The sequence below is a fragment of the Lactiplantibacillus garii genome (genome assembly GCF_003885105.1).
GTDB classification, from domain to species: domain Bacteria; phylum Bacillota; class Bacilli; order Lactobacillales; family Lactobacillaceae; genus Lactiplantibacillus; species Lactiplantibacillus garii.
In genome coordinates this window covers 1-25950 of record NZ_QWZQ01000014.1, presented here as the reverse complement: position 1 = coordinate 25950, position 25950 = coordinate 1, and the positions used below count along the sequence as shown (strand labels likewise).

Genomic DNA, 25950 nt, shown 5'->3' with positions numbered 1-25950 from the left:
ATCCGTTTCCCACAACCCACCCACCGCGATACCAACAATTCATTTTTGGTGATTATCATTGCCAATCATATATAATCCCTTAGCTAATTTATTCAGGAGGAACCACATGTTCATTAACATCATTGATAAACACATTTCTTTAAAACCAACGGAGGTTGCCGACGCCGAACCATTATTTGATTTGGTGGACCAAAACCGTAAACACTTGAAACCGTGGATGCCGTGGGTGGACGCCACCGCAACGGTTCAAGACGAACGTCACTTCATTGAGGGGATGTTAACGAAGCAGGCCCACGGTGACGTCTTTATTGCAACGATTGTTGTGGACGGTGAGGTAGCTGGGATGATCGATATTCATAATATCGACGCGGTCAGTCACCACGGTGAAATTGGCTACTGGCTCGGGCGTGCCTTCACTGGTCACGGTGTGATGACTAAATCCCTCGAACGGTTGGAAGAAATTGCCTTTACGGAGTTAGACCTGCACAAAGTTCAACTGAATGCCGACGTGGCTAATCAGGCGAGTCGTGCGGTTGCTGAACGGCGCCAGTATCACCAGGATGCAGTTTTACCAGAACACATTCTGGTCAACGGCAAGTACCGTGACGAAGCGGTCTACTCGTTAACGGTCGATGAATGGTCGAAACGGCGTGATGATTAGCCCGTGTTTCGCATCAACTATTGAGTATGGTATAATGACAAGTTGTATATTGGATGTTTGAGAGGAGCAAAAACATGGCTTTAGATATTGGTATTGACTTGGGTACTGCCAATGTTTTGATTTACGTATCGGGTAAGGGCATCGTGTTAAACGAACCGTCCGTGGTTGCCATTGATACCAACACGAATCAAGTCTTAGCGGTAGGGTCCGAAGCCTATCAAATGGTGGGGAAGACCCCTAGTAATATTCGGGCGATTCGACCGTTAAAAGACGGGGTGATCTCGGATTTTGACGTCACCGAAGAAATGCTGTCGTACTTTATTAAAAAATTAAACGTTCGGGGAATCATGTCACGTCCTAGCATCATGATCTGTACCCCAACGAATACAACTGAAATTGAACGTAAGGCGATTTTACAAGCCGCTGAAAAATCTGGTGGTAGTAAGGTCTATTTGGAAGTGGAACCAAAAGTCGCGGCGATTGGTGCCGGCATGGACATTTTCCAACCCCGTGGAAACATGGTGATCGATATCGGTGGTGGGACTAGTGACATTGCGGTCTTATCATTAGGGGACATCGTTGCCAGCAGCTCACTACGGATGGCTGGGGACCGGATGAATCAAGACATCGTCAACTACGTCAAGGATAACCACCACCTGTTGATTGGTGAACGGAGTGCCGAACAAGTTAAAATTCAAATTGCTCAGGTCTTTAAACAAGACGATGAAGACGATAAGGTTATGCAAGTTCGGGGCCGGGATACGGTGACCGGGATGCCGCGTTCGATCGATATCGATTCGAACCAGGTTGAAGAAGCCATTCACGAAACGTTGATGCAAATTGTCAGCACCGCGCACCACGTCATGGAAACTCTGCCACCAGAAATTGCGGCGGACATTATTGACCGGGGAATCACGTTAACTGGTGGGGGCGCGTTGTTAAGCGGCTTAGACCAGTTGATCAGTGAAAACCTGAAGGTACCGGTAACGGTTGCTGAACACCCGCTGAACAACGTTGCTCAAGGTGCCGGGATTTTACTCGAACACATGCAGAAAACGGCTAAAAACAAGAAATAGTGCCCATGAAACGGCTATTAATTAAAGGAATCCGCTTTTATCAGCGGGCCTTTTCTGCGTTTACCCCGGCGCGTTGTCGCTACCAACCAACTTGTTCAAATTACGCCATTGGTGCGGTGGAGAAGTTTGGCTGGTTTAAGGGGACGCTAATGGGGCTGGCCCGGATCCTACGTTGTCACCCCTTTATTAAGGGGGGCCTGGACCCGGTACCGGATAAATTTACGTTGCGCCGCAACCCGCTATTTAGGGAGGACCGTACAAGTGTCAAAAAAAGATAAAGCCATTTCCGTCAGTTTAAACGAAACCAAGGTCAACGACCAAACCGTAACGGAAGTGTTAATTGGCAAACAAATCATTGGTCAAGTGATTCAAAATGGAGACCGTTACGAGGCCGAAATGGCGAGCGATAGCCAACCGTTTGCCCACAGTAAATCGTTTGACGAAAGCTTACAAGAAGTTTTGTCAGCCTACCATTTACACAAAGGCTAATTTTTAGTAAACCTTCAACCTGGTTCCGTTTACTCGGGGCCAGGTTGTTGTATAATTAAGCTTATCTTAGGTTTTTAAAATAAGGAGCGTTATTTGTGGCAGAACAATCAAGACTCCGCGGTCAAGAAGAAGAATCAAGAATTGACTGGGGTATCATATTTTCAGTGATGATGCTGGGCCTGATCGGGTTGGCCTCGATCTACGTTGCCGCCGTGCATGACTCAAGTTCTGTGAACGTGACGAAACAAGTTATTTCACAGGTGATGTGGTTCGTCATCGGGACGGCGTTGGCCGTCATCATCATGCAGTTTGATTCAGAACAGCTCTGGCGGGTCGCCCCGATTGCTTACTGGTTCGGGATTTTCCTGCTAGCAGCCGTGTTGGTGTTGTATAGTAAGTCGATGTATCAGAGTACTGGTGCCAAGAGTTGGTTTGCGGTCGGTTCGCTGACCTTCCAACCTTCCGAAGTCATGAAACCGGCGTTCATTTTAATGATGGGGCGGGTCGTGACGATGCACAATACCGAGCACCCGACCCATACCCGGGCCGGTGATTGGCAGTTAATCGGAAAGTTAGTGGCGTACATGGTACCGGTGGCCGTTCTACTGAAGCTCCAAAACGACTTCGGGACGATGCTGGTGTTCTTTGCCATCTTAGGTGGCGTGATCTTAGTTTCAGGAATTTCTTGGCGGTTACTGGCGCCCACCTTCGCGATTGTCTTTGCGGTCGCCGGGACGGCGTTATACCTGGTGATTTCTAATAGTGGTCGGCATATTTTGGAAGCCATTGGATTTAAGCAGTACCAATTCGCACGAATTGATACTTGGTTAAATCCGTCAACGGATACGTCCAACAACGCGTACCAAGTTTGGCAAAGTATGAAGGCGATTGGCTCCGGGCAAATTACCGGCCGGGGGTTTAACGTCTCGCACGTGACCGTACCGGTACGGGAATCCGATATGATTTTCTCCGTAATTGGTGAAAACTTCGGCTTCGTCGGTTCCGCTATCGTTATTTTGTTGTATTTCTTGTTGATTTACCAAATGATCCGGGTTACGTTTGATACTAAGAATGAGTTTTACGCGTACATTTCAACCGGGGTCATCATGATGATCTTGTTCCACGTGTTTGAAAACATTGGGATGAGTATTGGACTGTTACCAATGACCGGGATTCCCTTGCCGTTTATTAGTCAAGGGGGGTCGGCGTTGATTGCGAACATGGCCGGAATCGGCTTAATGATGTCGATGCGGTACCATTACAAGTCGTACATGTTCAGCCGGAATGACCGGTTTGAATAGGTTAAAATATTTCTAGGAAAGCATGGTGTTGGATATGAGTGAAGATGCAAATTATTTTTGGACTAAGGACGTTAACGGGCAGACCCGGTTAGGTTTAACGAAAGCGGCTCACGATGCGTTAGGTGAAATTAAGTACGCCGAGTTACCCGCCGTGGGTGACAAAATTAGTCAAAAATCGGCTTTCCTAAGTGTTGAAGCGACCAAGGCCGTCTCAGAGTTTAACGCACCCATTAGTGGGACGGTAGTGGCCGTGAACCCCGCGTTAAAGGACAACTTTGACGCTTTAAACAGCTTGGAAGACGGGGTTGCCTGGTTGATCGACGTGGACTAATCGCCACCCCTTGACAAGCAGAATGTTGGTCGGGTATACTCAGTACATTGAGTAACATTAACGATTGATTAAAAAAATTATCATTTTGAAAAGATGAGTACGTGGCGTTGACCACTTAGAGAGTTCCCGTTTGGTGGAAGGGAATTGGTCGCAAAGCTGAAGATGGTCTTGAAGTAATGAAAGTTGGTGAGCACTAGTGAGCCAGCTTTGGATCGCACCCATTACCGTGCGGAGTTTGTTAGAACTCTTAAGGCAGTTAACGTGAGTTAGTTGTAAAAATGGGTGGTACCGCGAGACCGAAGCTTCTCGTCCTGTTGATGATTATGTTAGTAATTATCCGCAGGACGGGAAGCTTTTTTGATGTGTAAGGAGGAATTGAATTGATTGAATTTAAAGATGTGACTAAAACCTTTAATGCTAAACAGGGAGCCGTTCACGCGGTTCAAGACGTTAACTTAAAGATTGAAGATGGTCATATTTACGGTATCGTCGGTTATTCAGGGGCTGGTAAGAGTACCCTGGTTCGAATGCTCAACGGCCTGGAAACGCCCACTAGTGGTTCGGTCAACATTGACGGGGTTGAAATTTCCGCGTTAAGCGGTGCGCCGTTACGTGAACAGCGGCATAAAATCGGCATGATTTTTCAACATTTTAACTTGTTATGGTCACGAACGGTCTTGGAAAACATCATGTTTCCGTTAGAGATTGCCGGCCAAAGCAAGGCGGATGCAAAGAAGAAAGCGGAACACCTAGCCGACTTGGTCGGGTTAGCCGGCCGGGAAACGGCCTACCCGTCGGAACTATCCGGGGGGCAAAAACAACGGGTCGGTATTGCACGGGCGTTAGCTAACGATCCCCAGATCCTGCTGTCCGATGAAGCCACTAGTGCGCTGGATCCGCAGACGACCGACGAGGTTTTAGACTTATTGTTATCAATTAATGAAAAACTCCACTTAACGATTGTGTTGATCACGCACGAAATGCACGTGATTCGGAAAATTGCCGACCACGTGGCCGTGATGGAAGCCGGTAAAATCGTTGAACAGGGTCCCGTACTCGAAGTCTTTAAGCGGCCTAAGCAGGCGGTGACTAAGCGGTTTGTGAATGAAGAAGTCACGCCGTCACTAAATGACACGACCGTGGTAGTTGACCAATTGTTGGAGAAGTATCCGAACGGGACCATTGTTCAGTTAACGTTCCACGGGGATCAAGCTAAATTACCGATTGTTTCGGAAATGTTAAAGCAGTATCCACTGGATCTAAACATTATTGAGGGTGGGATTCACCAAACCCAAGAAGGGGCCATCGGGTCGTTGTACATCCAGTTAACGGGTGATCAGGACCAGATTAGCGGGGCCCTCGGCTATTTAAAGAAAATGCGCGTAGAAGCGGAGGTGCTTAACCGTGAATGATCAAGGAATTGGTTCTTATTTTCAATTTTCAAACGTCGACTGGGGCAACATGGCGACGTCAACTTGGGAGACCATTTGGTTAACCCTAGTTTCGATGGTGGTCGTGGCAATTTTAGGAATTGCCTTGGGACTATTATTATTTGAAACGACCGATAGTCAAAACGTTTTGGCGAAGGTTCTCAATTGGATCGTCTCGTTGTTCGTGAACGTTTTCCGGTCGATTCCGTTTATTATTTTGATTGTGCTATTACTGCCGATTACGAAAAACTTAGTTGGGACGATTATTGGTCCCCGCGCGGCGTTACCATCGTTGATTATTTCCGCCGCACCGTTTTACGCCCGCATGGTTGAGTTGGCCTTTCACGAACTTGATCACGGGGTAATTGAAGCGGCCGAGTCAATGGGGGCCACCCGTTGGCAAATTGTTCGGAAAGTATTGTTACCCGAAAGCATGCCGGCGCTGGTTTCCGGAATCACGGTAACGACCATCAGTTTAATTGGTTATACGGCGATGGCCGGGGCCATTGGTGCCGGGGGCTTGGGTAACTTGGCGTATCAAGACGGATTTCAATCCAATAACAACGCCGTGACCTTGGTTGCGACGGTCATCATTGTCATTATTGTGTTCATTTTCCAATTTATCGGGGACTTAGCCGTGCGGCACATCGACAAGCGGGCTTAGTTGATCAATTTGGTTACAAAATTTTAGGAGGCATTTTGAGATGAAAAAAAAGGGAATTTTAGGGTTATTAGCAGTTGCAGCCACCGCCTTTTTACTAGTGGGTTGTGGTAAGTCATCATCATCTTCCAGCAAGACCACGACGATCACGGTGGGGGCTTCCGCCGTACCGCACGCCGAAATTTTAAAACACGTGCAACCCCAGTTGAAAAAGGAAGGCGTTAACTTAAAAATTAAAGTTTTCCAAGACTACGTATTACCGAACAAGGCGTTAGCTTCAAAGGAATTAGATGCCAACTACTTCCAACACATGCCATTCTTAAAGAACTGGAATAAGGAAAATAACGGGACCATCGTTTCGGCCGGTGCGGTCCACTTGGAACCAATTGGGATTTACTCCAAGAAGGTTAAAAATATCAAGAATTTAAAGGACGGGGCAACCGTCCTAGTCAGCACCAACGTTGCCGATTACGGTCGGGTTTTGACGTTCTTTAAGGATGCTGGTTTAATTACCTTAAAGAAGGGGACCGATATAACGTCCGCAACCTTTAACGATATCAAAACTAACAAGAAACACCTGGTCTTCAAACACTCGTACGAACCGAAGCTGATGCCTCAATTCTACAAGAATAACGAGGGTGACGCGGTGGTGATCAACGCTAACTACGCCGTTCAAGCTGGATTGAACCCAACCAAAGATTCCATTGACCTTGAAAAGTCCGATTCACCGTACGCTAACATCGTAGCGGTTCGTAAGGGCGACCAAAATAAGCCCGCAATTAAAAAGTTAATGAAGGCTTTGACGTCTAAGAGCACGCAACAATGGATCAAGAATAAGTACAAGGGTGCCATCATGCCCGTTTCAAGCAATTAGCTGATGATTTAAAACTCGTCCTGTCAGGGCGAGTTTTTTTGTATTGGTGAGTACATAGTGGCGTTAAGTCCCGGTTTGAGGATAAATTGCGTGCTGAAAAAGCGTATAATCGTTGTTTGGTATGTTAATTAATTTTTAGTGGTAATCATCAGGGGGACGACTTTGTGGATATTGCGCTACTTGTAATCATTATTATTTTTTTAATTAGTCTAAAACCGGACGTCAACCGGGGACAGTCAGTTTATTTAAACCATTCTGTCACTAAAACAATCAACGGTCTGTTTATTTTATTAGTTGTATTTAGCCATTTTATGACCTACGTGCCGTTTGATACGCAGTACGCAGCGTTAACGAACCTGTGGATGGCGTGTAAGGGGGAGTTAATCGTCACCACCTTTTTATTCTTTTCCGGATTTGGCATTATGGAACAGCTAAAAAAACGTGGACCAGGGTACATTAACACCTTTCCGGTCAAGCGAATTTTATTTGTTTGGATCAAGTTCATTGTCGCGGTTACCATCTTTTTACTTTTAGGGCGACTACTGGGATGGCACCATTCCCTTCAACGGGTCATACTGGCTTATTTTGGGCTTGCAACGGTGGGGAACAGTGGCTGGTACGTTTTTGCCATTCTACTGATGTACATCCTCACTTATACCATGTTTAAACTGTTTAAGAATCGGCACGTGGCTGCAATTGGTGGGGTGCTGGTTGGGTGTCTAGTTTACATTGCTTTAGCAAGTGGCAAGTTACCTGATTTTTATTACGAAACGATTTTATGTTACGTTGCGGGACTCTACTATTCTGAAAAACAGGCAACGATTTATTCCTTTATCAATCAAAGTTGGCAGCACTACTTGGGCGTGTTTGGAGCTATGTTGATCCTGTTTGTGACGACGTACTTTGGTTGTTATTTAAGTGCCGGGACGATCCATTACGTTTTTTATCAAATTGCCGCCGTGGCGTTCGTTGTCCTGTTTGTGTTGTTAGCAATGAAAGTGCGCTTTCAAAATCGGCTACTGGCTTACTTGGGTGGCCCGGCACTCTTTTCGATTTACATGTTGCAGCGAATTCCAATGGCTGTGGGGCAACGAACGGTTTTAGTGAACGATCCATTAACTTATTTTCTGGTAGTGATTAGCAGCACGGTTATTTTGGGTTGGGGGTTTGACCTAGCGGTTGATCACGTACTACGTAAAATCATGCATAAATCGTGGAATTAATTTAATAATATCATTTTGATTAAAATCGCATGAGACCGCGCCCCGCTTGACTTTGAGCACCTTACAAGGTACGCTAATTGGGTAAAATAAACGATAGAATGGAGTTTGCACAATGCGTAAATATGGTGTGATCGGGTTAGGACAAGTGGGCGCGACCGTTGCGTACACGTTGGTCCAACAAGGAACCGTTGATGAATTGGTGTTAATCGACAAAAATGAAGCTCTGGCGACTGCTCAAAAGCTTGACTTAGACGATGCTTCGGCCCGTTTAAGTTCGACGACCAAGATTATTTTGAACGATTATTCAGCCCTAGCCGACGCGGAAGTCTTAATCGTAGCTTCCGGAAACATTAAGGCAATCGATATGACTAGTTCTAAGGGTCGTTTTGGCGAGTACGACTCGAATCAAGCCATTGTGCGCGACATTGCTCCTAAGATCGTCGCCTCCGGTTTCAAGGGGATCCTGATCGACATCATGAATCCGTGCGACGTGATGACCGACTACCTCCAACGGATGACCGGTTTCCCACGTAACCGGGTCTTTGGAACCGGGACGTTCTTGGATACGGCCCGGATGCAAAAGTACGTTGGTCAAGCGGTGGGGACTAACGGGAAAAACGTGGCCGGATACGTGTACGGTGAACACGGAAATTCCCAGTTCGTGGCGTGGTCCACGGTCAGCGTGAACGGTCAATCCATTCACGACTTTAAGGACTTAGATTTAAAGGCGCTCGAAGAGGATGCACGTCAAGGAGCCTTTGCCGTGATGGCGGGAAAGCACTATACTAACTTTGCGATTGCGACTTGTGGTGTACGGTTAGCTGAGGCGGTTAGTGCTGATGCGCAGCTTACGTGCCCGGTCTCCGCGTATGACCCAGCGTTTGGAACTTACGTGGGAATGCCAGCAGTCATCGGGAAAAACGGGATCGAAGCGTTGATTCACTTAGACTTGACTGCGGATGAACGTGAACAGTTAGCCGCTTCGGCGCAATTCATTAAATCCAAGGTTGATGTCTTACCGCAACCGGCACCTAGTAAATAGTTAACGATAAATATTAGACCGTAAAGCCGTACGACTTGCGGTCTTTTTTACATAAAAAGGCGTCCTGCGTGGGCAGGGGTTCCGTGGCATGATAAAATAATAGTTAAATGGGAGATAATGAGGACATTATGCAAGCAGAAAAATTAGCGCAAGTGAAAGCTTCGGTATTAAAAATTAGACAGGAATTACGGGCTGGTAAGCTTTACCAGTCTTTGCCGCAACGGATGGGGGCGGTGATCGACCAAGTGACACCGACCCCGGCAACCACGGTCAATACGCCCGAGGACGATATTCTCGATTTAGTTCAAGAGTTGCGTAATGGTTTGGATGCGGGAACGTTAACTGAGATCACCGACCAGCAGTTGGAACAGTTACTGAGTCACGTTGGTTCGCTTAACCCGGCTATTCGGGACCGGGGGTGCTATTACTTACTGAACGAAGCGTTGCAGCAACAATTGTTGACCGCTGATCAGTTAGGGGCTATTTTTGATCGGCTCGTTCAGGATGACGTGTTATTTGCACACATTGATGAGCCAGCAAACGACGCGGTTTTTCAGCGCTCGTTCGCGATTTTATTACTCTCGGTCCTGTTGTACGCCGACCATGCCGGAATTACGTTTATGACCAGTGCCCGGTTACAACAGCTGGTCAGCCAGTTCACGGTGTATTTGTTATTGGAAGCCGACACGCGCGGATTTGTGGGCGACCACGGCTGGGCACACGCCTACACCCACATTGGCAACTTGTTGGACGAACTGGCCGATGAAGCCCAGTTAGCCCGGGCGGATAAGTTATTAATGTTGGCTGCCATGCTGAGCCGGTACCAACGGTTGAGTACGCCACTGATTTTTGGTGAACCGGAACGGTTGTCGACCTACCTCGCTTTGATCACGAACAAGGATGAACTTTACAGTGATTATATGTTGATGGCCTTAAAGGGTTGGCACCGGGCGATGGTCATGCAAACGGCACCGAGTACCGAAGCGGCGTGGACACGCGTTTTTAACCGTAACCGGCTACTCGAGGCGATGGCGCTGCACGATGATTTTCCAACCGCTGTGGTGGATTATTTAGATGATGAGTTAGAATTTTTAGGTTAGTTTTGGAAGGAAGTAACGGGGATGCAAGCAAAAGCAGTCGGTTTATATCAAGGGTTGCCGATCAGTGATCCAGCAAGTTTACAGGATGTTACCATCGCGGTCGCACAGCCAACCGGACGTGACGTTTTGGTGGCGGTGGCGGCAACGTCCGTTAACCCGATTGATACCAAGCAGCGGCAAGTTCAGGCTGAAACGGATACACCGCGAGTTTTAGGCTTTGATGCGGTGGGCAAGGTATTGGCCGTTGGCGACCAGGTGACGTCGGTCATGGTGGACGACGTGGTGTACTACGCGGGGGCGGTTAACCGGCCTGGTAGTGACGCCGAATACCAGCTGGTTGACGAACGCTTAGTTGCGCTGGCACCTCAGAAGTGGTCCGCCGCGCAGTCGGCGGGAGTTCCGCTAACGGCCTTGACCGCGTGGGAAGCGCTGTTTGAAAAGTTGCCGCTAAAAGCCGACCGGCAAGCCAACTTGGGTCAGACCGTGTTGATCATTAACGGTGCTGGCGGGGTCGGTTCAATTGCGATTCAGTTAGCTAAATGGGCGGGTTTAACGGTTATTACGACCGCTGGTAAACCGGCTACGATCGACTGGGTCAAGCAACTAGGAGCGGACGTCGTGTTGGACTACCACGCGGACCTTGACCAGCAGTTACAAGCGGCCGGATACTCGGGAGTTGATCACGCCATTATTTTTCACTCGACTGATCTGTACTTACCACTGGTCACGCCGCTCGTGAAACCGTTGGGAACGATCGTAGCGGTGGTGACGAACCAACAACCGTTACCGATGGACTTGTTAAAGGCGAAGAGTTTAAACTTTGCTTGGGAATTCATGTTTACGAAGGCCAATTATCAGCTGCCGGCCATGGCGACGCAGGGGATGATTTTAGCCCGGGTCGCGGCGTTGGCTAACCAGGGGTTCATAAAGCCAACAACCAAACGGGTCATTGAAGGAATCAACGCGACGAACCTCAAGACAGCGCACCAGCTAGTGGAATCGGGGCAGATGCTGGGCAAGGTCGTTTTGACGGCCCCATTTAACGCCTAGCAACTCCGAATTATTGATTGCAAAAATGTTTTCAATTGGCGTGACTTATTGTAGAATTGATTAAGCCGTAGTATGAAATAAACCTTGATAGGATGAACAAAATTATGGAGACACAAAAAAAGATCCACGTTGGCTTGTTATTTGGCGGGAACTCTTCGGAACACGACGTTTCAAAGCGTTCAGCGCATAACATTTACGATGCCATGGACAAAACGAAGTACGACATTGACCTCTTCTTGTTGACCAAGGACGGCATTGTCTTGAGTGACGCGGCAACTCGCCGGGTCTTTAACGGTGAAGCCGAAGATGACGTTGTGGCAACCGAACTGCCAAAATTGGATATGAGTGATCCATTGGCGCCCATCAAGAATTTGGCATTAGCTAAAGACATTGATATCTTTTACCCAGTGGTTCACGGAAACTTAGGGGAAGACGGGACGCTGCAAGGACTCTTTAAATTATTGAAAAAACCCTACGTTGGGAGTGGCGTGTTAGCGTCTGCTGCCAGTTTTGATAAGGACATTACGAAACAGATTTTAACGCACCACCACATTCAAAACACCAAGTACGTTGTGGTGACACCGGAAAACCGGGAACAAATGACGTACGACTATTTGAGCGAAAAAGTGGGGCAGCACCTCTTCATCAAGCCCGCTAACCAGGGTTCGTCGGTGGGAATTCATAAAGCTGAAAACGAACGGGAATATTTAGACGGGTTAGCCGACGCCTTCAAGTATGATTATAAGATCTTAGTTGAGGAGTCAATCGATAACCCGCGTGAAGTGGAATGTTCAATCCTGGGTAATGAAAATCCCAAGGCATCAAAACTAGGCGCAATCGACGTGCCGAAGAGCGACACGTTCTACGACTACAATAATAAGTTCGTGGACGCCAGTGGTGTGACCTTTGAACTGCCGGTTGATTTGCCAGTCGACTTAACGAAGCGGATTCAGGAAATGTCACTGGGCGCGTTCAAAGCACTCGGATTAAAGGGAATGGCCCGGGTCGACTTCTTAGTTTCTGAAGATGGCGAACCGTACTTGGGCGAAATCAACACGTTACCAGGTTTCACCAACATCAGTCTTTATCCTAAACTCTGGGAAGTTTCGGGTATTAGCTATACCGACCTAATCGACCAGTTGATTCAATTAGGTTTTGACGAATTTAAACGTCAGTCTGAAATCCACTACGATTTCGTGGCGTTAGACGCTGAATAATTAGCTCATAAGTTATGGTGGCCGGGATGAAGTTTATTCATCACGGCCACCATTTTTTGATAGGAGGGGGTCGCTTGTTTGAATTCAGAAAGGGACGGTGGTGGTCACGCCATCAACTAGTGATTTGGTGGTTGGTGGGACTACTCGGCTGCCTGGGTGTCAAGGTACTGGGATTAACGATTGGTGGCTGGGTCAGTGGTATTGGACTGCTCGTGCTTAGCGGGTGGGTGCCCGTTCTCGCTGAGGCTAGTGGTTCAGTTTCCTGGTCATGGCGGCAACGCGGGCTGGTTTGGCTTCTAGTTGGTCTGACTAGTTTACTGTGGTTACCGCTGGGGTGGGGCGGGCTGTTAGCGACTCTCCAGGTAAGTCTACGGCTGCCGGCCAGTTTTCAAAACGTTATTTTTAACAGTCGTTACGACTGGTTACCGGTCGTGGGTCCGTTATGGGGTGTCCTGTGGCTCTGGTCATTTAAGTGGTTACCCAGTTTGCGCCGTCAATTTCAACGGCCGACAACTTGGCGAAATTACTGGCGAACCGGGTGGCGGACACCCTGGTGGCCGGTTACTAAAGAACTGTTAAGCTATTTGCCGTGGCTGCTAGGTTGGATAATTTTAGGCGGTTTAAGCGCGGGCCTCGTCTGGGGCGTGGAAACGGCGGCGCTGCGTGCTGCGTACGGTGTAGCCGTCGTTAGTTGCACGGCACTACAACTGTTGGTTTGGTGGGGATTATGGCACGAATGGCACCGCCACTTGCGGTTATCAAAGGACCGTTTGCCACGCTGGGCGGTGGCCAGTTTAGCCGTGGCGGGTCTGGCATACGGTGGTTGGTGGTTACGACCGACGACGGCACCGCTACCCGCGGTTATTGCCCACCGGGGGGTCAATGGTCAAGACGGGGTGCAAAACACCACCAGCGCCCTCAAAAGGACGGTTAAACGGACTCAGCCGAACTTAGTTGAAATGGATATTCAACCAACTGCCGACCAACACTGGGTTGTGATGCACGATCCGACCCTGAAACAACTTGCTGATCGTCCGGGGCCCGTCAAACGGTACCGGTTGAAACAATTGGACGGGATTACGTTATCCGAGCACGGCCAAGTCGGCCGGTTAAGCTCTTTTCGGCAGTACCTGAAAATTGCCGAGCAACTCCACCAGCCGCTATTGGTGGAAGTCAAAGCGCAAAGAGGAGCTGGTCAGCTGATGGGGCCGTTTGCGGACGCGTACGGCCAACGGTTGCTGGCCGACCATGGCGCCGTTCATTCGTTAGATTATCAGGTCATCGTCAGGTTACGCCAACGTAACGCGCACGTCCGTCTCGGGTGGATCACCCCGTTTTATTTAACCAACTTTAGCCACAGTGTAGCTGATTTTTACTCGTTACAAGCCTTAACGGCGACCCGGGAACAGGTCAACGCGGTGCACCGGGATGGTCAGCGTAGTTATTTTTGGACCGTTGACCGCGATGTAGCCATGCAACGGCTGAGTGCAATGGGTGCCGACGGCCTGATTACGAACCGCCCCGGACAGCTGCGAAAATTACAGAACGGCCCGCAGCATTACTATTTTTATCAGTTTTTGAATTGGTTAGTGGGATGGTTATAAAAAAATGTGGATTACGTGAGAGCTTGGCTTAATTATTAAGGTGTTCAATGGGGCGTATCTGAATTTTATCTGAGGAACCCTTGACGCGCATAAAGGCTATTTTAACCCGTCTTTTCCAACTTTATTTGCATCTAAATGTCAATTAACTAGCTTTAATTTAGGTTGGTTAACGAACGGCTAGGCATGATAATTAATAAATGACCCCGGTTATAAAGCGTGATATAACTTAATATTAAATAAGAATTACTCTTATTTCTTGCGTATAATGTATTATCTGAATATAATTATATGTGTAATTGGTATGGCCCAATTGAATGGTGTCCAACCATTTTGACGTGTTCCTTAAGGATCGGTTAGGTGCATAGCCACGTCTTACTTGCGAGTGGGGTCGGGTAAGATGGTGATGAAATAGAGTTAGTGTTTAGGCAATATAAAAGAGGGGTTTATAATGAGAATATTGGGAGAAAAGGTTCGTCAGTTTAGAAAGCGTAAGGGTATGTCCCAAAAGGAATTAGCCGAGGGCATTTGTACCCAAGCCACGATTAGTTTGATCGAGAAGAAGAGCAAAATTCCTAGCATGAAAATTATGATGAAAATTTGTAATCGATTAGGAATTCGTTTGTCCGAAGTGATTATTGAAAATGATGACCAGTTATATCGGACTTTCAAAAAAATTGATTTATTGATTCGCCATACTAAATTGGAAGAGGCGCAGGAAGTCTTTAAGAAGATTCGGCCAAAGCAATTACGGAGTAATAGTGATAAGAAACAGTACTACTACTACGAAGGTTATTTACAACTCGTCTTAAACGACAATGCCGACGAAGCCATCTTTAACTTTGGCATGCTACTAAATCAATTTGTGAAGTCTAGTCACGACATGTTTGCCATTTTGGCAACTTTGGGGACCGGGTTGGCGTACGAACGTAAGCAGTCCTACGATAAAGCGGAGATTTTTGTTAAACAAGCGGTCGCAACGTTACACACGATGGACGCCCAGGCGATGCCAATCGGTGACGACGATTATTTGCAAAATGAGATCTTAATTTACGCGTCGGCCGCCCAGTTATACGCTAAGATCAACTTCCCTGAGGAAGCCTTGGAGTTGATCGATTTAGCCCTGAAAAAGGCCCAAGATAGTCAGTCGCTGTACCTGTTAGACCGACTTTACGCCCAAAAGGCAGCTAACGAAGTTGTGTTGAATAACGTGCAGTCCGCGCACGACCATTATTACGTGGCCTACGCGTTAAGTTTAGTCACGCACAACGAACCGTTGACCCAAAAGATTATCAAAGAAATGGCTGAATACCACATTGCACCATTGAAAGTGGCTAATGAAGCTTAGCGGTTAAAAGCCACGAGCATGTAATCAAACTTTAACGGGCATAAATTACTCAAAAAATGAGTAATTTATGCTTTTTGTTTACCGTGATACTGGTGTTTAAAACGGGTTAACACTTGCGTGAAGGATTCGCGTAAGACTATACTTTTAAAAGTTAGTGATGTGCGATGTTGAAAAAATGTAGGGGGAAGAGACTTGTATTGTAAATTCTGTGGCACTAAAAATTCACCGGACGCGGCTTTTTGTAAAAACTGTGGACAACCCATGACCCGAACCCGGGCCAACGCAGCCGGTCAGAAAACAACGCCGCCCCGTGCTGAGGCGGGTGAACAACCGCAAATTAGTCGTTCGCAGTCCCAACCATCCGGGCAGCGGTATACAACTGGGACCGGGAAACAGCGCAAGCGGGGACCGTGGTGGTTTATCATTGGCGCCCTGATCTTGATTTTGGCAATTGGCGGTTTTATTTATTTTCAAAATGGTCAGTCGGAACAGGGACACAGCGCGAAGACGTCTTCGTCGGTAGTTAAACGAAATCACCAGAACGCGGACCAAGCTAGTTCGGCAAGTACCAAAACGGCGTCAACACACACGAAGACGGTCTTTCCAACGACGGCCGTTCAACGTGACGTTGATAAAGCCTTGACCGGGATGGGGGGCACAACGTCGGTGGCCGTTTTACCCGTGACGGGAAGTGGGCAAGTCGTCAATAACAATCAATCGCAGCGGGCGGCTAGCCTCATTAAGCTATTTATCTTGGTCACGGTGTATCAACGGGCAACGGATCAGGAATTGAGCCTCGATGATAGTTATAGTTTACAAAGCAGTGATAAGGTTGGGGGGACCGGGACACTCCAAAACCTTCCCAACGGAAGCAAGCTGACTTACCGTGAAATAACGAAACGGATGATTGATGAAAGTGATAATACCGCCGCCAATATCATGATTGCCGCGGTCGGTGGTATGGGAAACGTTAACGCGGAAATTAAATCATTAAGGTTGACGGATACCAAGCTAGAACGCCATTTAATGGACACGGCCGCGTTAAAATCCGGAAAGGACAATTATACGTCGGTCAAGGACGTGGCGAAAGTTTTGCAGCGGCTTTACAATCACCGGTTGGTTTCCGAGCGGGCCGATACTCAAATGTTAAGCGTGTTGAAAAATAATGCGAACCATGCTAAGTTACCGAAGAATCTGCCGAGTGACGCGGTAGTTTATAATAAAACTGGTGAATATAACGCGTACGGGGTCCAAAACGATGCGGCCATTATCAAAAATTCGCGGGGGGCCTTCATCGCGGTCGTATTGTCTCAAGATGGTAAGGAAGCGTCGCAAGTCACCGCGATGAACCAGTTAGGCGCGGCACTCTACCAAACGCTTTTGACTAAATAAGGCGCTAAGTTGTGGCCCCGCACGTTTCAACAATAATCGTTCGGAGATAAAACAGAGGCTGTGACTTTTGTCACAGCCTCTTTAAATTGCTCACCGGCTACTAACTAAGCACCGTTATACTTGATTGTAGCCGTAGGGCTTAGTTTTCACGGTTATGGCGGATAACCGGCTTCACTAGACGTGCCAAGCGCAGTAAACCGAGCAGCCCTAATAAACTAATGGCAACCATCAAAGCGCCGAACAGTGGTGTCCAACCTAGGCCAAACTGGCTGGTAACTTGACCACCAATGCCCGACCCGAGTGCGATCCCAACGTTAAAGGCGGAGATATTTAGGGCTGAAGCCATTGTAATATCGTTAGGCGTCTCATTTTCTGCTAACTGAACGATGTAGAGTTGTAGTCCGGGGACGTTCATGAAGGCAAAGATCCCCATGACGAGTACCGTCAATAAGCCTAACCAGTGGCTGGCCCCCGTTAGCGTTAAAATCAGCAGTGTCACGAACAGGCCGATAAACATTTTAAAAAGTGCTGGTAGTGGCTGAGCGTTGGCAAAACGCCCACCCATCGTATTACCAAAAGCAACCATTAAACCGTAAATGACGAGAATGACAACCACGGCATTCGCGGACCAGCCCATTTGTTGTTCCAAAAGTGGGGATAAGTAGGTGTAAACAACGAACGTGCCACCGTAACCCAAGGCCGTGACTAAGAGGGCAACAACTAACTTTGGATTGGTCAAGATTCGAATCATTCCGCGTACGGTTGCCTTAGATGGTAGTGGTAACTGCCGGGGGATCAACCAGAAATCAGTGATTAAGCTAACGACGCCGATTAAACTAATGAAAATAAAGGACCAGCGCCAGCCACCAAGCTGGCCAATCATGGTCCCCAGCGGAACTCCGGTAACGGTTGCGACGGTCAAACCGGTAAACATGACCGCAATGGCCGACGCCCGTTTTGCGGGTGCAACCACGTCCGCCGCAATGACGGAAGCAATGGTCATGAAAATTCCGTGGGCGAGGGCGGCGATAATCCGTCCCGTTAGTAAAATGCCAAATGTTGGCGCGAAGGCGGCCAACAGGTTACCCGTGATAAATAAGCTCATAATAATTAGCATGAGCCGGTGCCGGTTCATGCGTCCCGTTAAAAGGGTCATGACGGGTGCACCGAACATGATTCCCAGTGCATAAACTGAAACTGTCAGCCCAGCTTGGGCTAAATCAATATGGAAGCTGCTAACGAGTAGTGGCATTAAGCCGACACTAATAAATTCGGTGGAACCAATTGCAAAGGCGCTAATGGCTAACGCTAATAACGTCCAGCCGGGATTAATCTTTTTCGTCATCATGAACCCTCCTTGAGTTGTTTTGTAATTGTATGACAATTGATGATTATACTAGCAAGTTACTGATCAACAAGTACCCACTTTAAAGTACGATACCCACTAAAAGGTAAGTATTGTCCGTAGCTTGAATTAGGTGGGATAAATTTAGTTGAAATCTTTTATGCCGTGTGCCGTAACCAAAATAAGCCACCCGTGATTTTTTAAAATCACGGGTGGCTTATTTGCATCAATCATTATTTTTTCTTAGGTTTAGGTGCGGGTTTGTTTTCCAAGTCGGTCCGAACAACCAGTACGTCGCATACGGCCATTCGGGTCACGTATTCAGTCACGGACCCGATCAGTAACCGTTCCACGGCGTTTAAACCGGTGGCCCCGATCATAATCAAATCAATGCCCAAATCCTTAGGAACGTCGCGGGCAATGATGGTCTTAGGTGCGCCGTATTCAATTGAATAGTCGACGTTTTCTAAGCCGTCCGCCTTGGCTTCGGCAACGTATTTATCCAGAGTCTTTTGGGCGGTATCCGTCACTTGTTCAACCATCGTGGTGTCAAAGCTCGAGATGTTTTGGAATGCCCGGGTATCCACGACATGCACCATGTGCACGGACGCTTTAGGCCCGTTACGTTTGGCCACGGCGACCGCTTTTTTGAATGCTAATTCCGCTTCATAAGAACCGTCAACGGGAACTAAGATGTGTTGGTATTGTTGTAACATGATTCTCACCCCTCAATACTTTATACCTATATTGTAAAGGTTTTCGTAACAAATAAAAAGCGTTTTCTACTGGAATTGCATAAAACTAACTAAAAGCAGACCGATCGCCATCATGATCAAACAACCACTGGCCAGTACGATGGCAATCCAAACCGTACTCTGAATAAAAATGGTAACGGCACTACCAACGGCGACTAGTAGCATGAGGCCGCCGCCATAGCGGGCAATGTGTTTAACAGTGGGAGTTTTAGTGGGATCAAACGTTAAAAATGGCCGGGATTGGTGACTGAATAGGTAGTAGCCGATCCACGCAGCGATTAGGGTGTAGACCACTAGTAATAGGGTAATCAAATAAAAAACCTCCAAGTTTTAAGGGCCGTAGCGTGTTGGCAATTGGAACGTTGCGCTAACCATTACGGCTTGATTTTCTGAAAAGTAGGGCGCGCTAAAAGCTAAAAAAAACGGCCAGAACCGGAGTCCTGACCTACGGAAGTAAACTTCCGGAAAAACTAGTAGTGCCGTTAACCGCCCTTCAGTATTGACCCGCTTCAACGCAGGTGGGATGAGCTGACTAATCCTCTAACTACCAAAGGATAAGGCATGTTATGATAATTAGCTAACACTCTTCCCAAAGTTAAATTACTTGTTCGGCAACACTTTGTTTAGGGCAATGCGCACACCTTAGTAATTTCGACTTATAGTCTAGCATACAAAAATAAAAGTTGCAATAATTCGCGTAGGCGCCGACTTGTTAGCGGTTTCGGGCGTTAGCTTTGAGTAATTTGCGGTACTGTTCACCAAGGGCCGCTTCGTAGCGCCCGTTGGCCTTGGGTTGGTAATACTCCGCGTCTTTAATGGCGTCCGGTAAATACTGTTGGGCCACCCAGTCACCAGGGTGGTCGTGCGGAAAGTCGTAGCCGACTCCGTGACCGAGCTTTGCCGCACCCTTGTAGTGGGCGTCCTTCAAGTCGGCCGGAATGTCGCCGTAATGACCGTTCTCAACGGTCGCTAACGCCGCGTCAATGGCACTGATTCCTGAATTAGACTTCGGCGAAAGGGCCAATTCAATGACCGCGTCGGCTAATGGAATGCGCGCTTCCGGGAAGCCTAACTGATCAGCTGCTTGAACGGCCATTACCGTGTGGGTACAGGCGGGGGGATTGGCCATACCGACGTCTTCGTAAGCAATGACCATTAAGCGCCGCATGATGCTCTTCAGGTCCCCAGCTTCGACTAAGCGGGCCAAGTAATGGAGGGCGGCGTTGACGTCGGAACCCCGAATGGACTTTTGAAACGCGGAGATAACGTCGTAGTGGGCGTCACCGTCCTTATCAGCGGACAAGGCCTTTTTTTGCAAACATTCTTCGATAACGGGTTGCGTGATCTTGATTGTCCCGTCGGCATCCGGAGTTGAGGAGAGCACGGCTAATTCCAAACCATTGAGCGCGCTACGCAGGTCCCCGTTAGTTGCAGTACACAGGTGGTGCATGGCGGCATCGGCGAGGTCCACGTGGTAGTTGCCGAGTCCGTTGGTCTTATCCGTTAACGCCCGCTCAACGGCTTTTTGAATATCATCAGCCGTTAGCGGGAACACCTGAAAAATTTGCGTCCGACTGCGAATCGCCGGGTTAATACTAATGTAGGGGTTCTCGGTCGTTGCCCCGATCAAGATAATGCGCCCACTCTCTAAGTGGGGCAGTAAAAAGTCCTGTTTGGTTTTATCTAAACGGTGGATTTCATCCAGTAATAAGATGACCGTACCGCTCATTTTAGCCTCTTCGGCCACGATTTGTAATTGTTTTTTACTATCGGTGGCGGCGTTGAGCATCCGAAAGGCGTACTTGGTCGAACCAGCGATTGCGCTGGCAATGCTGGTTTTACCAGTACCCGGGGGACCGTATAAGATCATTGAGGACAGGCGTTTGGCCGTGACCATGCGTGCAATGATCTTACCGGGACCGACGAGTTGCTGCTGACCAACGACGTCTTCGATGGTTTTCGGTCGCATCCGATAAGCTAATGGCTGTTGCATCCAAAAATCCTCCCTTGCAAAACTAGTCCTAATTATTATAGCATTTAGGAAAGAGGACACCGAACAATCGGTTCAGGCCCGTGACAGTAATCATAAAATAAAAATGATAGGATTGATCCAAATGGAATTAGACGCCATTGGTAAAGCAATTACCGAGTATCACTTGGTTCCGCTCGTGAGCCATTCGAATTTAGGCTTGGAAGTCACCATGCAGCGGGTCGACGGTAGCGGGCACCTGTCGACGCAACCGTACCCCCAAGCGTTGGGGACCCCGTCTGAAAATCATCAAATTCACAATGATTTTGCACAAACGCGATTAAAATTAACGACGCCGGCGACCGCCGATGTTAACGCGTTAATGGCGTACTTAACCGGGTTAAATACGACCGCGCGGCGGGCCCTGGCAGCGGGCGACTACTTGTGGCCGTTATCCAGTAACCCGGTGTTACCAGAAAAGTTAACGGATATTCCGCTGGCTGAAACGGACGCGGTGGGCTTTAAACGGCAACAAGCGCTCGCTAACAAGTATGATGTTCACAAGTTGATGACTACCGGAACGCACGTGAATTTGAGCTTTAATGAGCAGTTGTTTACCCGGTTGTACACCGAAGCGTTCCACCAGCACTTTGATAGCTACGTCGATTTTCGCAACGCGGTTTATTTAAAGGTCGCCCAGGGATTTGTTCGGATGAACTGGTTGATCCAGTACCTGTTTGGTGCCACCCCGACTTTGAACGTGACCGACGACAAGGCCAAACGACAACGCAGTAGCGTTCACAACTTTGCGGGGCGCTACAGCCAGGTCAAGGGCGACTATACGTCGATTGACCGTTACGTGGCAAAATTGCAAGCGGACGTCCGTAAAAAGGACTTATTGTCGATCAGTGACTTTGATGGTCCGGTGCGGTTCCGGAGTACCGGCCAGTTAACGACGTTGGCCCGTCAAGGAGTCTACTACTTGGAATTTCGCGGGTTGGACCTTGACCCAACTAGCGCGGTGGGTGTCGATCAAAACGCGGTTGAATTTTTACGGTTATTAGCCAGTTACTTTGTGATGATGCCAGCGTTACCGACTGCCATGGTCGCCCAAGTTAGTGCGCAGGCCGACCAATTAGCGGCCCAGGTCACCGGGGAGAATCCGACGACTGCGAGTGCCCAGGCGGTACCTGCAATTCAGGTTCTCGATGCGTTACACCACTTTGTGACTAAGTACGGATTGCCCAACAGTGACGGCGTGCTACTGGACTACCTTAAGAAACGGGTCCGTGATCCTAAGCAGACCCCGAGTGCCCAGGTAGCCAGCCAAAAAGAGCCGTTGGCGTGGGCGAACCAGCGTGCACAACGGTTTCAGGTGGCGGCCACCCAGCGGCCGTTTGAGCTGCCTGGATTTACTAACCTAGATTTGTCCAGCCAGTTATTGGCCCAACAGGCCCTAGCGCGGGGAATTCAAGTTAACGTGGTGGATGCCCGGGCCAACATATTACGCTTGACGCACCGAAATCAGGCCCAACTGGTGGTCAATGGCAGCGGGACTGACCTAAATCCGCAGGCGTTAACGACCGTTTTGAAACACAAAGTCGCCGCCAAACAGGTCATGGCGGAACACGGGGTACAAGTACCGGCGTCCCAGACGTACCGGTCGGCCAACCAGTTGATCGATGATTATGACCGCTTCGTGGCGGAAGGTGGGATCGTTTTAAAAGCCACTGACCAGTCGCGTAAGGTCGTTGCTTTCAGAATCATGCCACGGCGGCAACTATTTGAACAGGTCGTACGCCAACTCTTTGAACAAACTAAGTCGGTCATGGCCGAAGAGTTGATCGTCGCGTCCAGTTACCGCTTTTTGGTCATTGGTGGCAAGGTCCAAGCCGTGGTGGAACGGATTCCAGCTAACGTGGTCGGGGATGGTCGTTCAACGGTGCAAACGTTGTTAGACAATAAGAACGCCCGGCCATTACGGGGGAGTGCGTTCACGTTCCCACAATCGGAAGTTAAACTGGGTACGGTCGAACGGTACCGTTTGGAATCGTATCACTTGGACTTAGATTCAGTGGTTGGACGGGGAACACAGCTTTTGTTACGGGAAGACGCCACCTTCGGAAACGGTGCCGACGTTCTTGACGCGACGGACGATATGCACGCATCCTACGTGCACGCGGTTGAACAGTTAGTCGCCGACTTACAACTAAACGTGGCCGGCGTGGACGTGATGATTCCGAACTTGTACGCGGAGCTGACGCCCGAACACCCCGAGATGGCGGTGTACTTAGGGATTCACGCCGCACCGTTTTTGTACCCGCACGTCTTTCCAATGTTTGGTGACAGTCAGCCAGTAGCGGGCCGGTTGTTGGACGAACTGTTTAAGAGCAGTCAATCGTAGAAACCGGCTAAAAACGCAGTCATAAACCAGAACGTTAAAGAACCGTCACTATTCCTAGTTTTTGGAATAGTGACGGTTCTTTAAGTAGGTGGAATGTATGGATCCTAGCTCATTCACATCAAAAGTTTGCGCGGCTGGTCAAGACTTAAAAAGGGTCGTAGAAGTCAAAACCGGCCAGGACGGAGTCGACGCTGCCCTTTAAATCCTGTTTAGCGGTTCGGAGGTCCGCGGCACTAATGAGGCCGTTTTGTTGTAAGAACTGATACAAGCGAGCGGTGCTGCGGCGCGTCCGTTTCAGTTCAGTCTCGCTTACACCGTGCAAGAACAATTCGCCAACGTTCGTGGCATCGGGACTACGGAGGGTGGTGAGGTGGTATGCAAGGTACTCGTTTAAATAAAATTCTAATGCTTTGCGGTAGTTCGTGATGGTTTTGGCACTGTAATCGGTTTGAATTGCTTTAATAAACCAATTAATGGGTTGCTGATTTGTCCGTTGGATTTGCTCAACGTGATCATCTAGTTTTTGCGTATCACCTTCATCCAGTAAGCCGGTGGTTTGCTGGTCAAGCGTTGCTAATTGTTTCCAAATTGCTTTTAAAGCGGTGGTATTGGTGGGGGCCGTGGCGTGCCATTTTAAGTTGGTCACGGCCAACTGGGTGGGAAGGTCACGGGCCGTAACGGGCTGCCCTTCGGCGTCTTTCCGCTGGATCTGGGATAATTGCTGCACGTAGGCATCCGGATTAAACTGGGGGAAGCCGTTGGTTAACCACCACTTTAAATCACTAGTGTATTCCGTGGTATAGCCGAGCAAGCTACGATTAATGGTCTTATTGATTTGCCAGTCACCGGCCACTTGACGGTAGGCGGTGAAAGCGGCGGCTGGTAGTTCATTTTGTTGCCAGAGGAGTTGCAGTTGTACCCAGAAACGGTCCGCGAGCTGGTGCCGGTTTTTCGCGTTCACGTCCGTTAAGACGATGGTCAGCGTGCTGGCATCATGAGTCATAATGACGGTCTTTTTACGGTTGACCGTTAAATAATTGGCGTGCCACGAAAATAACGGGTTGGCCTGTGTGAGTTGTTTAGCGACGGCGCTATCAGCTACTTGGGGATACGCCTTAAATAGGGGTTGTGCTTTTGAAGCAACGTTAATAAACATTTTGATTTCTCCGAGAAGTAGTTTTAATCAGTCGAACACGTTCTGGGACCGGTAAAAAAAACAAGCTAAGACTACTCAGAAGCTTTGTCTGAGAATCTTAGCTTGGATTGCTAGCAGTTTCTGCGTATTAGAATAGTCGTTTTAATTTGCCCAACAGACCGTGGGACTTGGCCGGCCTGGCGTCACAGGGTTCCGGCTGGTACCGCTTTTGAACGTCGATCACGTCCTGGTTAATGGCGGTATTAGCGGTAAAGACCAGCGCGTAGTTGTCATCGGCGGTCCCGTAAATGTCGTCCGTTTTGATGGTGAACTGAACGCTGGCCTGGCTAGCCGCCTTAATGTACGGCCCGATGAAATCCTGATCCAGGTTACCGTTGATATAGAGCTGGTAATCCGGGTGCGCCGCAAAGGCCTGACTCATTTCATCAACGTAGTGGGCCCGTTTTAATTGGTAGACCGTAACCGCCACGTCTACGCGTTCACGGAAAGTTCCCAGGTACTTGCGTTGTTCGTCGGGATGCAACTTTGGCGTCCCGTGCATGGCGGTCTGAATGCGATCAACCGGTGCTTGTTCTTTATCAGCCATTGTCTAACATCCTTTCTTTGATTATTCATTCATTGTAGCATGTTCCCCGGTGAATAGCGATGGAGAACCGTAAAAGGGTGGTTCAAAACGGCTTTGCAGTTTGGCTCTAAGTGGGGTACTGTTAAGCTAACTATGAAACGAGGGATGAGCAGATGTTTGTAAGAAGTGATTTTGCGACTTTTGACGACCCCACGCTGGCGGGGCGGATGCACCTGATCAAGACGGTACTTGATCCAAAGTTTGAGGCGTTAGCCCCCAAAATTATTGCGACCTTGCAACCCCAAAACGGACAACCGTTTTACGGTCACGTTGCGAAGCACCAGCGGCGGTTTAAAAATCCACCGGTGGATACCTGGATCGCGTTTAGTCAAAATAAGCGTAGTTATAAAGCGTGGCCGCATTTTGAATTGGGATTTTGGCCGGACCGGTTATTCATGTATTTTGATATTCTAGATGAATGTAAACCCAGCGTGCAGGGAAAACTAACGGCAGTCGAACTGGCCACGTTATTAGAAGCCCTTCCGGCTGATTACGTCCTAACGGCTAATCACGGAGCCCCAACGACTTCTCCCCTTAATCAAGAGAACGTGGCGGCGACCGTTCAAAAGTTTAACCAGTACAAACACACGGAATTAGTCGTGGGGCGCAGTTTATTCAAAGCGGATCCGCTTTTTGATCAGCCGGCCGCTTTAGAGGCCTACATCTTAGAAACGTTTACAACGTTAATGCCGCTCTACGGTGCCATGATGATGGCTATGGAAGCGTAGGGGCGACTTTTGGCGCACGTTTCGGCAATAATTGTGCGGAGACACAAAACATACTAAGATTAGCTCTGTAAAACCAAAACGGTTTTACAGAGCTTTTTGAATTACAGTGGAATATGTGGAGCTAAAGATCACACATAGCCCCTTGGACTTCGAGTCCGTAACCATAAACTGA

At 48.5% G+C, this 25950-nt stretch carries 25 protein-coding genes; 19 read left to right on the top strand and 6 right to left on the bottom strand.

Annotated features, from left to right (window positions below):
- Window positions 1-106: 106 nt before the first annotated feature.
- The 17 genes from D1831_RS05620 to D1831_RS05540 all read left to right on the top strand — a co-directional run bounded on the left by D1831_RS05620 (window position 107) and on the right by D1831_RS05540 (window position 16796).
- On the top strand, window positions 107-661 hold the full coding sequence (locus tag D1831_RS05620) for a GNAT family N-acetyltransferase (protein ID WP_125071952.1): 555 nt from the start codon (window positions 107-109) through the stop codon (window positions 659-661).
- Window positions 662-735: 74 nt separating this feature from the next.
- Window positions 736-1737 (top strand): rod shape-determining protein, encoded by a 1002-nt coding sequence (gene mreB / locus D1831_RS05615; RefSeq protein ID WP_125071951.1) that lies wholly within the window; start codon window positions 736-738, stop codon window positions 1735-1737.
- A gap of 5 nt (window positions 1738-1742) precedes the next feature.
- Window positions 1743-2015, top strand: a complete 273-nt coding sequence (gene yidD / locus D1831_RS05610) for a membrane protein insertion efficiency factor YidD (RefSeq protein ID WP_125071950.1) — start codon at window positions 1743-1745, stop codon at window positions 2013-2015.
- Window positions 1999-2226: a DUF2969 domain-containing protein gene (locus D1831_RS05605; RefSeq protein ID WP_125071949.1), complete on the top strand. Its 228-nt coding sequence runs from the start codon at window positions 1999-2001 to the stop codon at window positions 2224-2226. The genes yidD and D1831_RS05605 overlap by 17 nt, the downstream gene beginning before the upstream one ends.
- Before the next feature lie 95 nt (window positions 2227-2321).
- On the top strand, window positions 2322-3527 hold the full coding sequence (locus D1831_RS05600) for an FtsW/RodA/SpoVE family cell cycle protein (protein WP_125071948.1): 1206 nt from the start codon (window positions 2322-2324) through the stop codon (window positions 3525-3527).
- A 34-nt stretch (window positions 3528-3561) separates the two neighbouring features.
- On the top strand, window positions 3562-3858 hold the full coding sequence (locus D1831_RS05595) for a glycine cleavage system protein H (RefSeq protein ID WP_125071947.1): 297 nt from the start codon (window positions 3562-3564) through the stop codon (window positions 3856-3858).
- Window positions 3859-4238: 380 nt separating this feature from the next.
- A complete protein-coding gene (locus D1831_RS05590) occupies window positions 4239-5270 on the top strand; it encodes a methionine ABC transporter ATP-binding protein (protein ID WP_125071946.1) in 1032 nt (343 codons plus the stop codon).
- On the top strand, window positions 5263-5952 hold the full coding sequence (locus D1831_RS05585) for a methionine ABC transporter permease (protein ID WP_125071945.1): 690 nt from the start codon (window positions 5263-5265) through the stop codon (window positions 5950-5952). Before D1831_RS05590 ends, D1831_RS05585 begins: the two co-directional genes overlap by 8 nt.
- Before the next feature lie 40 nt (window positions 5953-5992).
- Window positions 5993-6823: a MetQ/NlpA family ABC transporter substrate-binding protein gene (locus D1831_RS05580; RefSeq protein WP_125071944.1), complete on the top strand. Its 831-nt coding sequence runs from the start codon at window positions 5993-5995 to the stop codon at window positions 6821-6823.
- A gap of 164 nt (window positions 6824-6987) precedes the next feature.
- Entirely contained in the window at window positions 6988-8046 is a 1059-nt protein-coding gene (locus D1831_RS05575) for an acyltransferase family protein (RefSeq protein ID WP_125071943.1), read from the top strand.
- A gap of 112 nt (window positions 8047-8158) precedes the next feature.
- Entirely contained in the window at window positions 8159-9088 is a 930-nt protein-coding gene (locus D1831_RS05570; RefSeq protein WP_125071942.1) for an L-lactate dehydrogenase, read from the top strand.
- A 128-nt stretch (window positions 9089-9216) separates the two neighbouring features.
- A complete protein-coding gene (locus tag D1831_RS05565; RefSeq protein WP_125071941.1) occupies window positions 9217-10188 on the top strand; it encodes a DUF2785 domain-containing protein in 972 nt (323 codons plus the stop codon).
- A gap of 21 nt (window positions 10189-10209) precedes the next feature.
- Entirely contained in the window at window positions 10210-11238 is a 1029-nt protein-coding gene (locus D1831_RS05560; RefSeq protein WP_125071940.1) for a zinc-binding alcohol dehydrogenase family protein, read from the top strand.
- A gap of 104 nt (window positions 11239-11342) precedes the next feature.
- Window positions 11343-12455, top strand: coding sequence for a D-alanine--D-alanine ligase family protein (locus D1831_RS05555; RefSeq protein ID WP_125071939.1), 1113 nt, complete (start codon window positions 11343-11345; stop codon window positions 12453-12455).
- A 74-nt stretch (window positions 12456-12529) separates the two neighbouring features.
- Window positions 12530-14059 carry a glycerophosphodiester phosphodiesterase gene (locus D1831_RS05550; protein ID WP_225422792.1) on the top strand — a complete coding sequence of 510 codons (1530 nt, stop codon included), beginning with the start codon at window positions 12530-12532 and terminating at the stop codon, window positions 14057-14059.
- A gap of 448 nt (window positions 14060-14507) precedes the next feature.
- Window positions 14508-15404 carry a helix-turn-helix transcriptional regulator gene (locus D1831_RS05545; RefSeq protein ID WP_125071937.1) on the top strand — a complete coding sequence of 299 codons (897 nt, stop codon included), beginning with the start codon at window positions 14508-14510 and terminating at the stop codon, window positions 15402-15404.
- 192 nt (window positions 15405-15596) lie between these two features.
- A complete protein-coding gene (locus D1831_RS05540; protein ID WP_125071936.1) occupies window positions 15597-16796 on the top strand; it encodes a serine hydrolase in 1200 nt (399 codons plus the stop codon).
- Between the two features lie 139 nt (window positions 16797-16935).
- Here D1831_RS05540 and D1831_RS05535 read toward each other — a convergent pair whose 3' ends face one another.
- The 4 genes from D1831_RS05535 to D1831_RS05520 all read right to left on the bottom strand — a co-directional run bounded on the left by D1831_RS05535 (window position 16936) and on the right by D1831_RS05520 (window position 20889).
- Window positions 16936-18141, bottom strand: coding sequence for an MFS transporter (locus D1831_RS05535; protein ID WP_125071935.1), 1206 nt, complete (start codon window positions 18139-18141; stop codon window positions 16936-16938).
- Window positions 18142-18374: 233 nt separating this feature from the next.
- Window positions 18375-18857, bottom strand: coding sequence for a universal stress protein (locus tag D1831_RS05530; RefSeq protein ID WP_125071934.1), 483 nt, complete (start codon window positions 18855-18857; stop codon window positions 18375-18377).
- Window positions 18858-18923: 66 nt separating this feature from the next.
- Window positions 18924-19208 carry a hypothetical protein gene (locus D1831_RS05525; protein WP_125071933.1) on the bottom strand — a complete coding sequence of 95 codons (285 nt, stop codon included), beginning with the start codon at window positions 19206-19208 and terminating at the stop codon, window positions 18924-18926.
- Between the two features lie 400 nt (window positions 19209-19608).
- A complete protein-coding gene (locus tag D1831_RS05520) occupies window positions 19609-20889 on the bottom strand; it encodes a replication-associated recombination protein A (RefSeq protein ID WP_125071932.1) in 1281 nt (426 codons plus the stop codon).
- Between the two features lie 121 nt (window positions 20890-21010).
- Here D1831_RS05520 and gshAB point away from each other — a divergent pair, with 121 nt between their 5' ends.
- Window positions 21011-23269, top strand: a complete 2259-nt coding sequence (gene gshAB / locus D1831_RS05515) for a bifunctional glutamate--cysteine ligase GshA/glutathione synthetase GshB (protein WP_125071931.1) — start codon at window positions 21011-21013, stop codon at window positions 23267-23269.
- A 145-nt stretch (window positions 23270-23414) separates the two neighbouring features.
- Here the strand turns inward: gshAB and D1831_RS05510 are convergent, their stop codons facing one another.
- Together D1831_RS05510 and D1831_RS05505 are read right to left on the bottom strand one after the other, a co-directional pair.
- Window positions 23415-24425 (bottom strand): DUF6933 domain-containing protein, encoded by a 1011-nt coding sequence (locus D1831_RS05510; RefSeq protein WP_125071930.1) that lies wholly within the window; start codon window positions 24423-24425, stop codon window positions 23415-23417.
- 127 nt (window positions 24426-24552) lie between these two features.
- Window positions 24553-25011, bottom strand: coding sequence for a YueI family protein (locus tag D1831_RS05505; protein WP_125071929.1), 459 nt, complete (start codon window positions 25009-25011; stop codon window positions 24553-24555).
- Between the two features lie 152 nt (window positions 25012-25163).
- On the opposite strand from D1831_RS05505, the gene D1831_RS05500 reads away from it, so the two are divergent.
- Window positions 25164-25778, top strand: coding sequence for a DUF1054 family protein (locus D1831_RS05500; RefSeq protein WP_125071928.1), 615 nt, complete (start codon window positions 25164-25166; stop codon window positions 25776-25778).
- Window positions 25779-25950 lie beyond the last annotated feature (172 nt).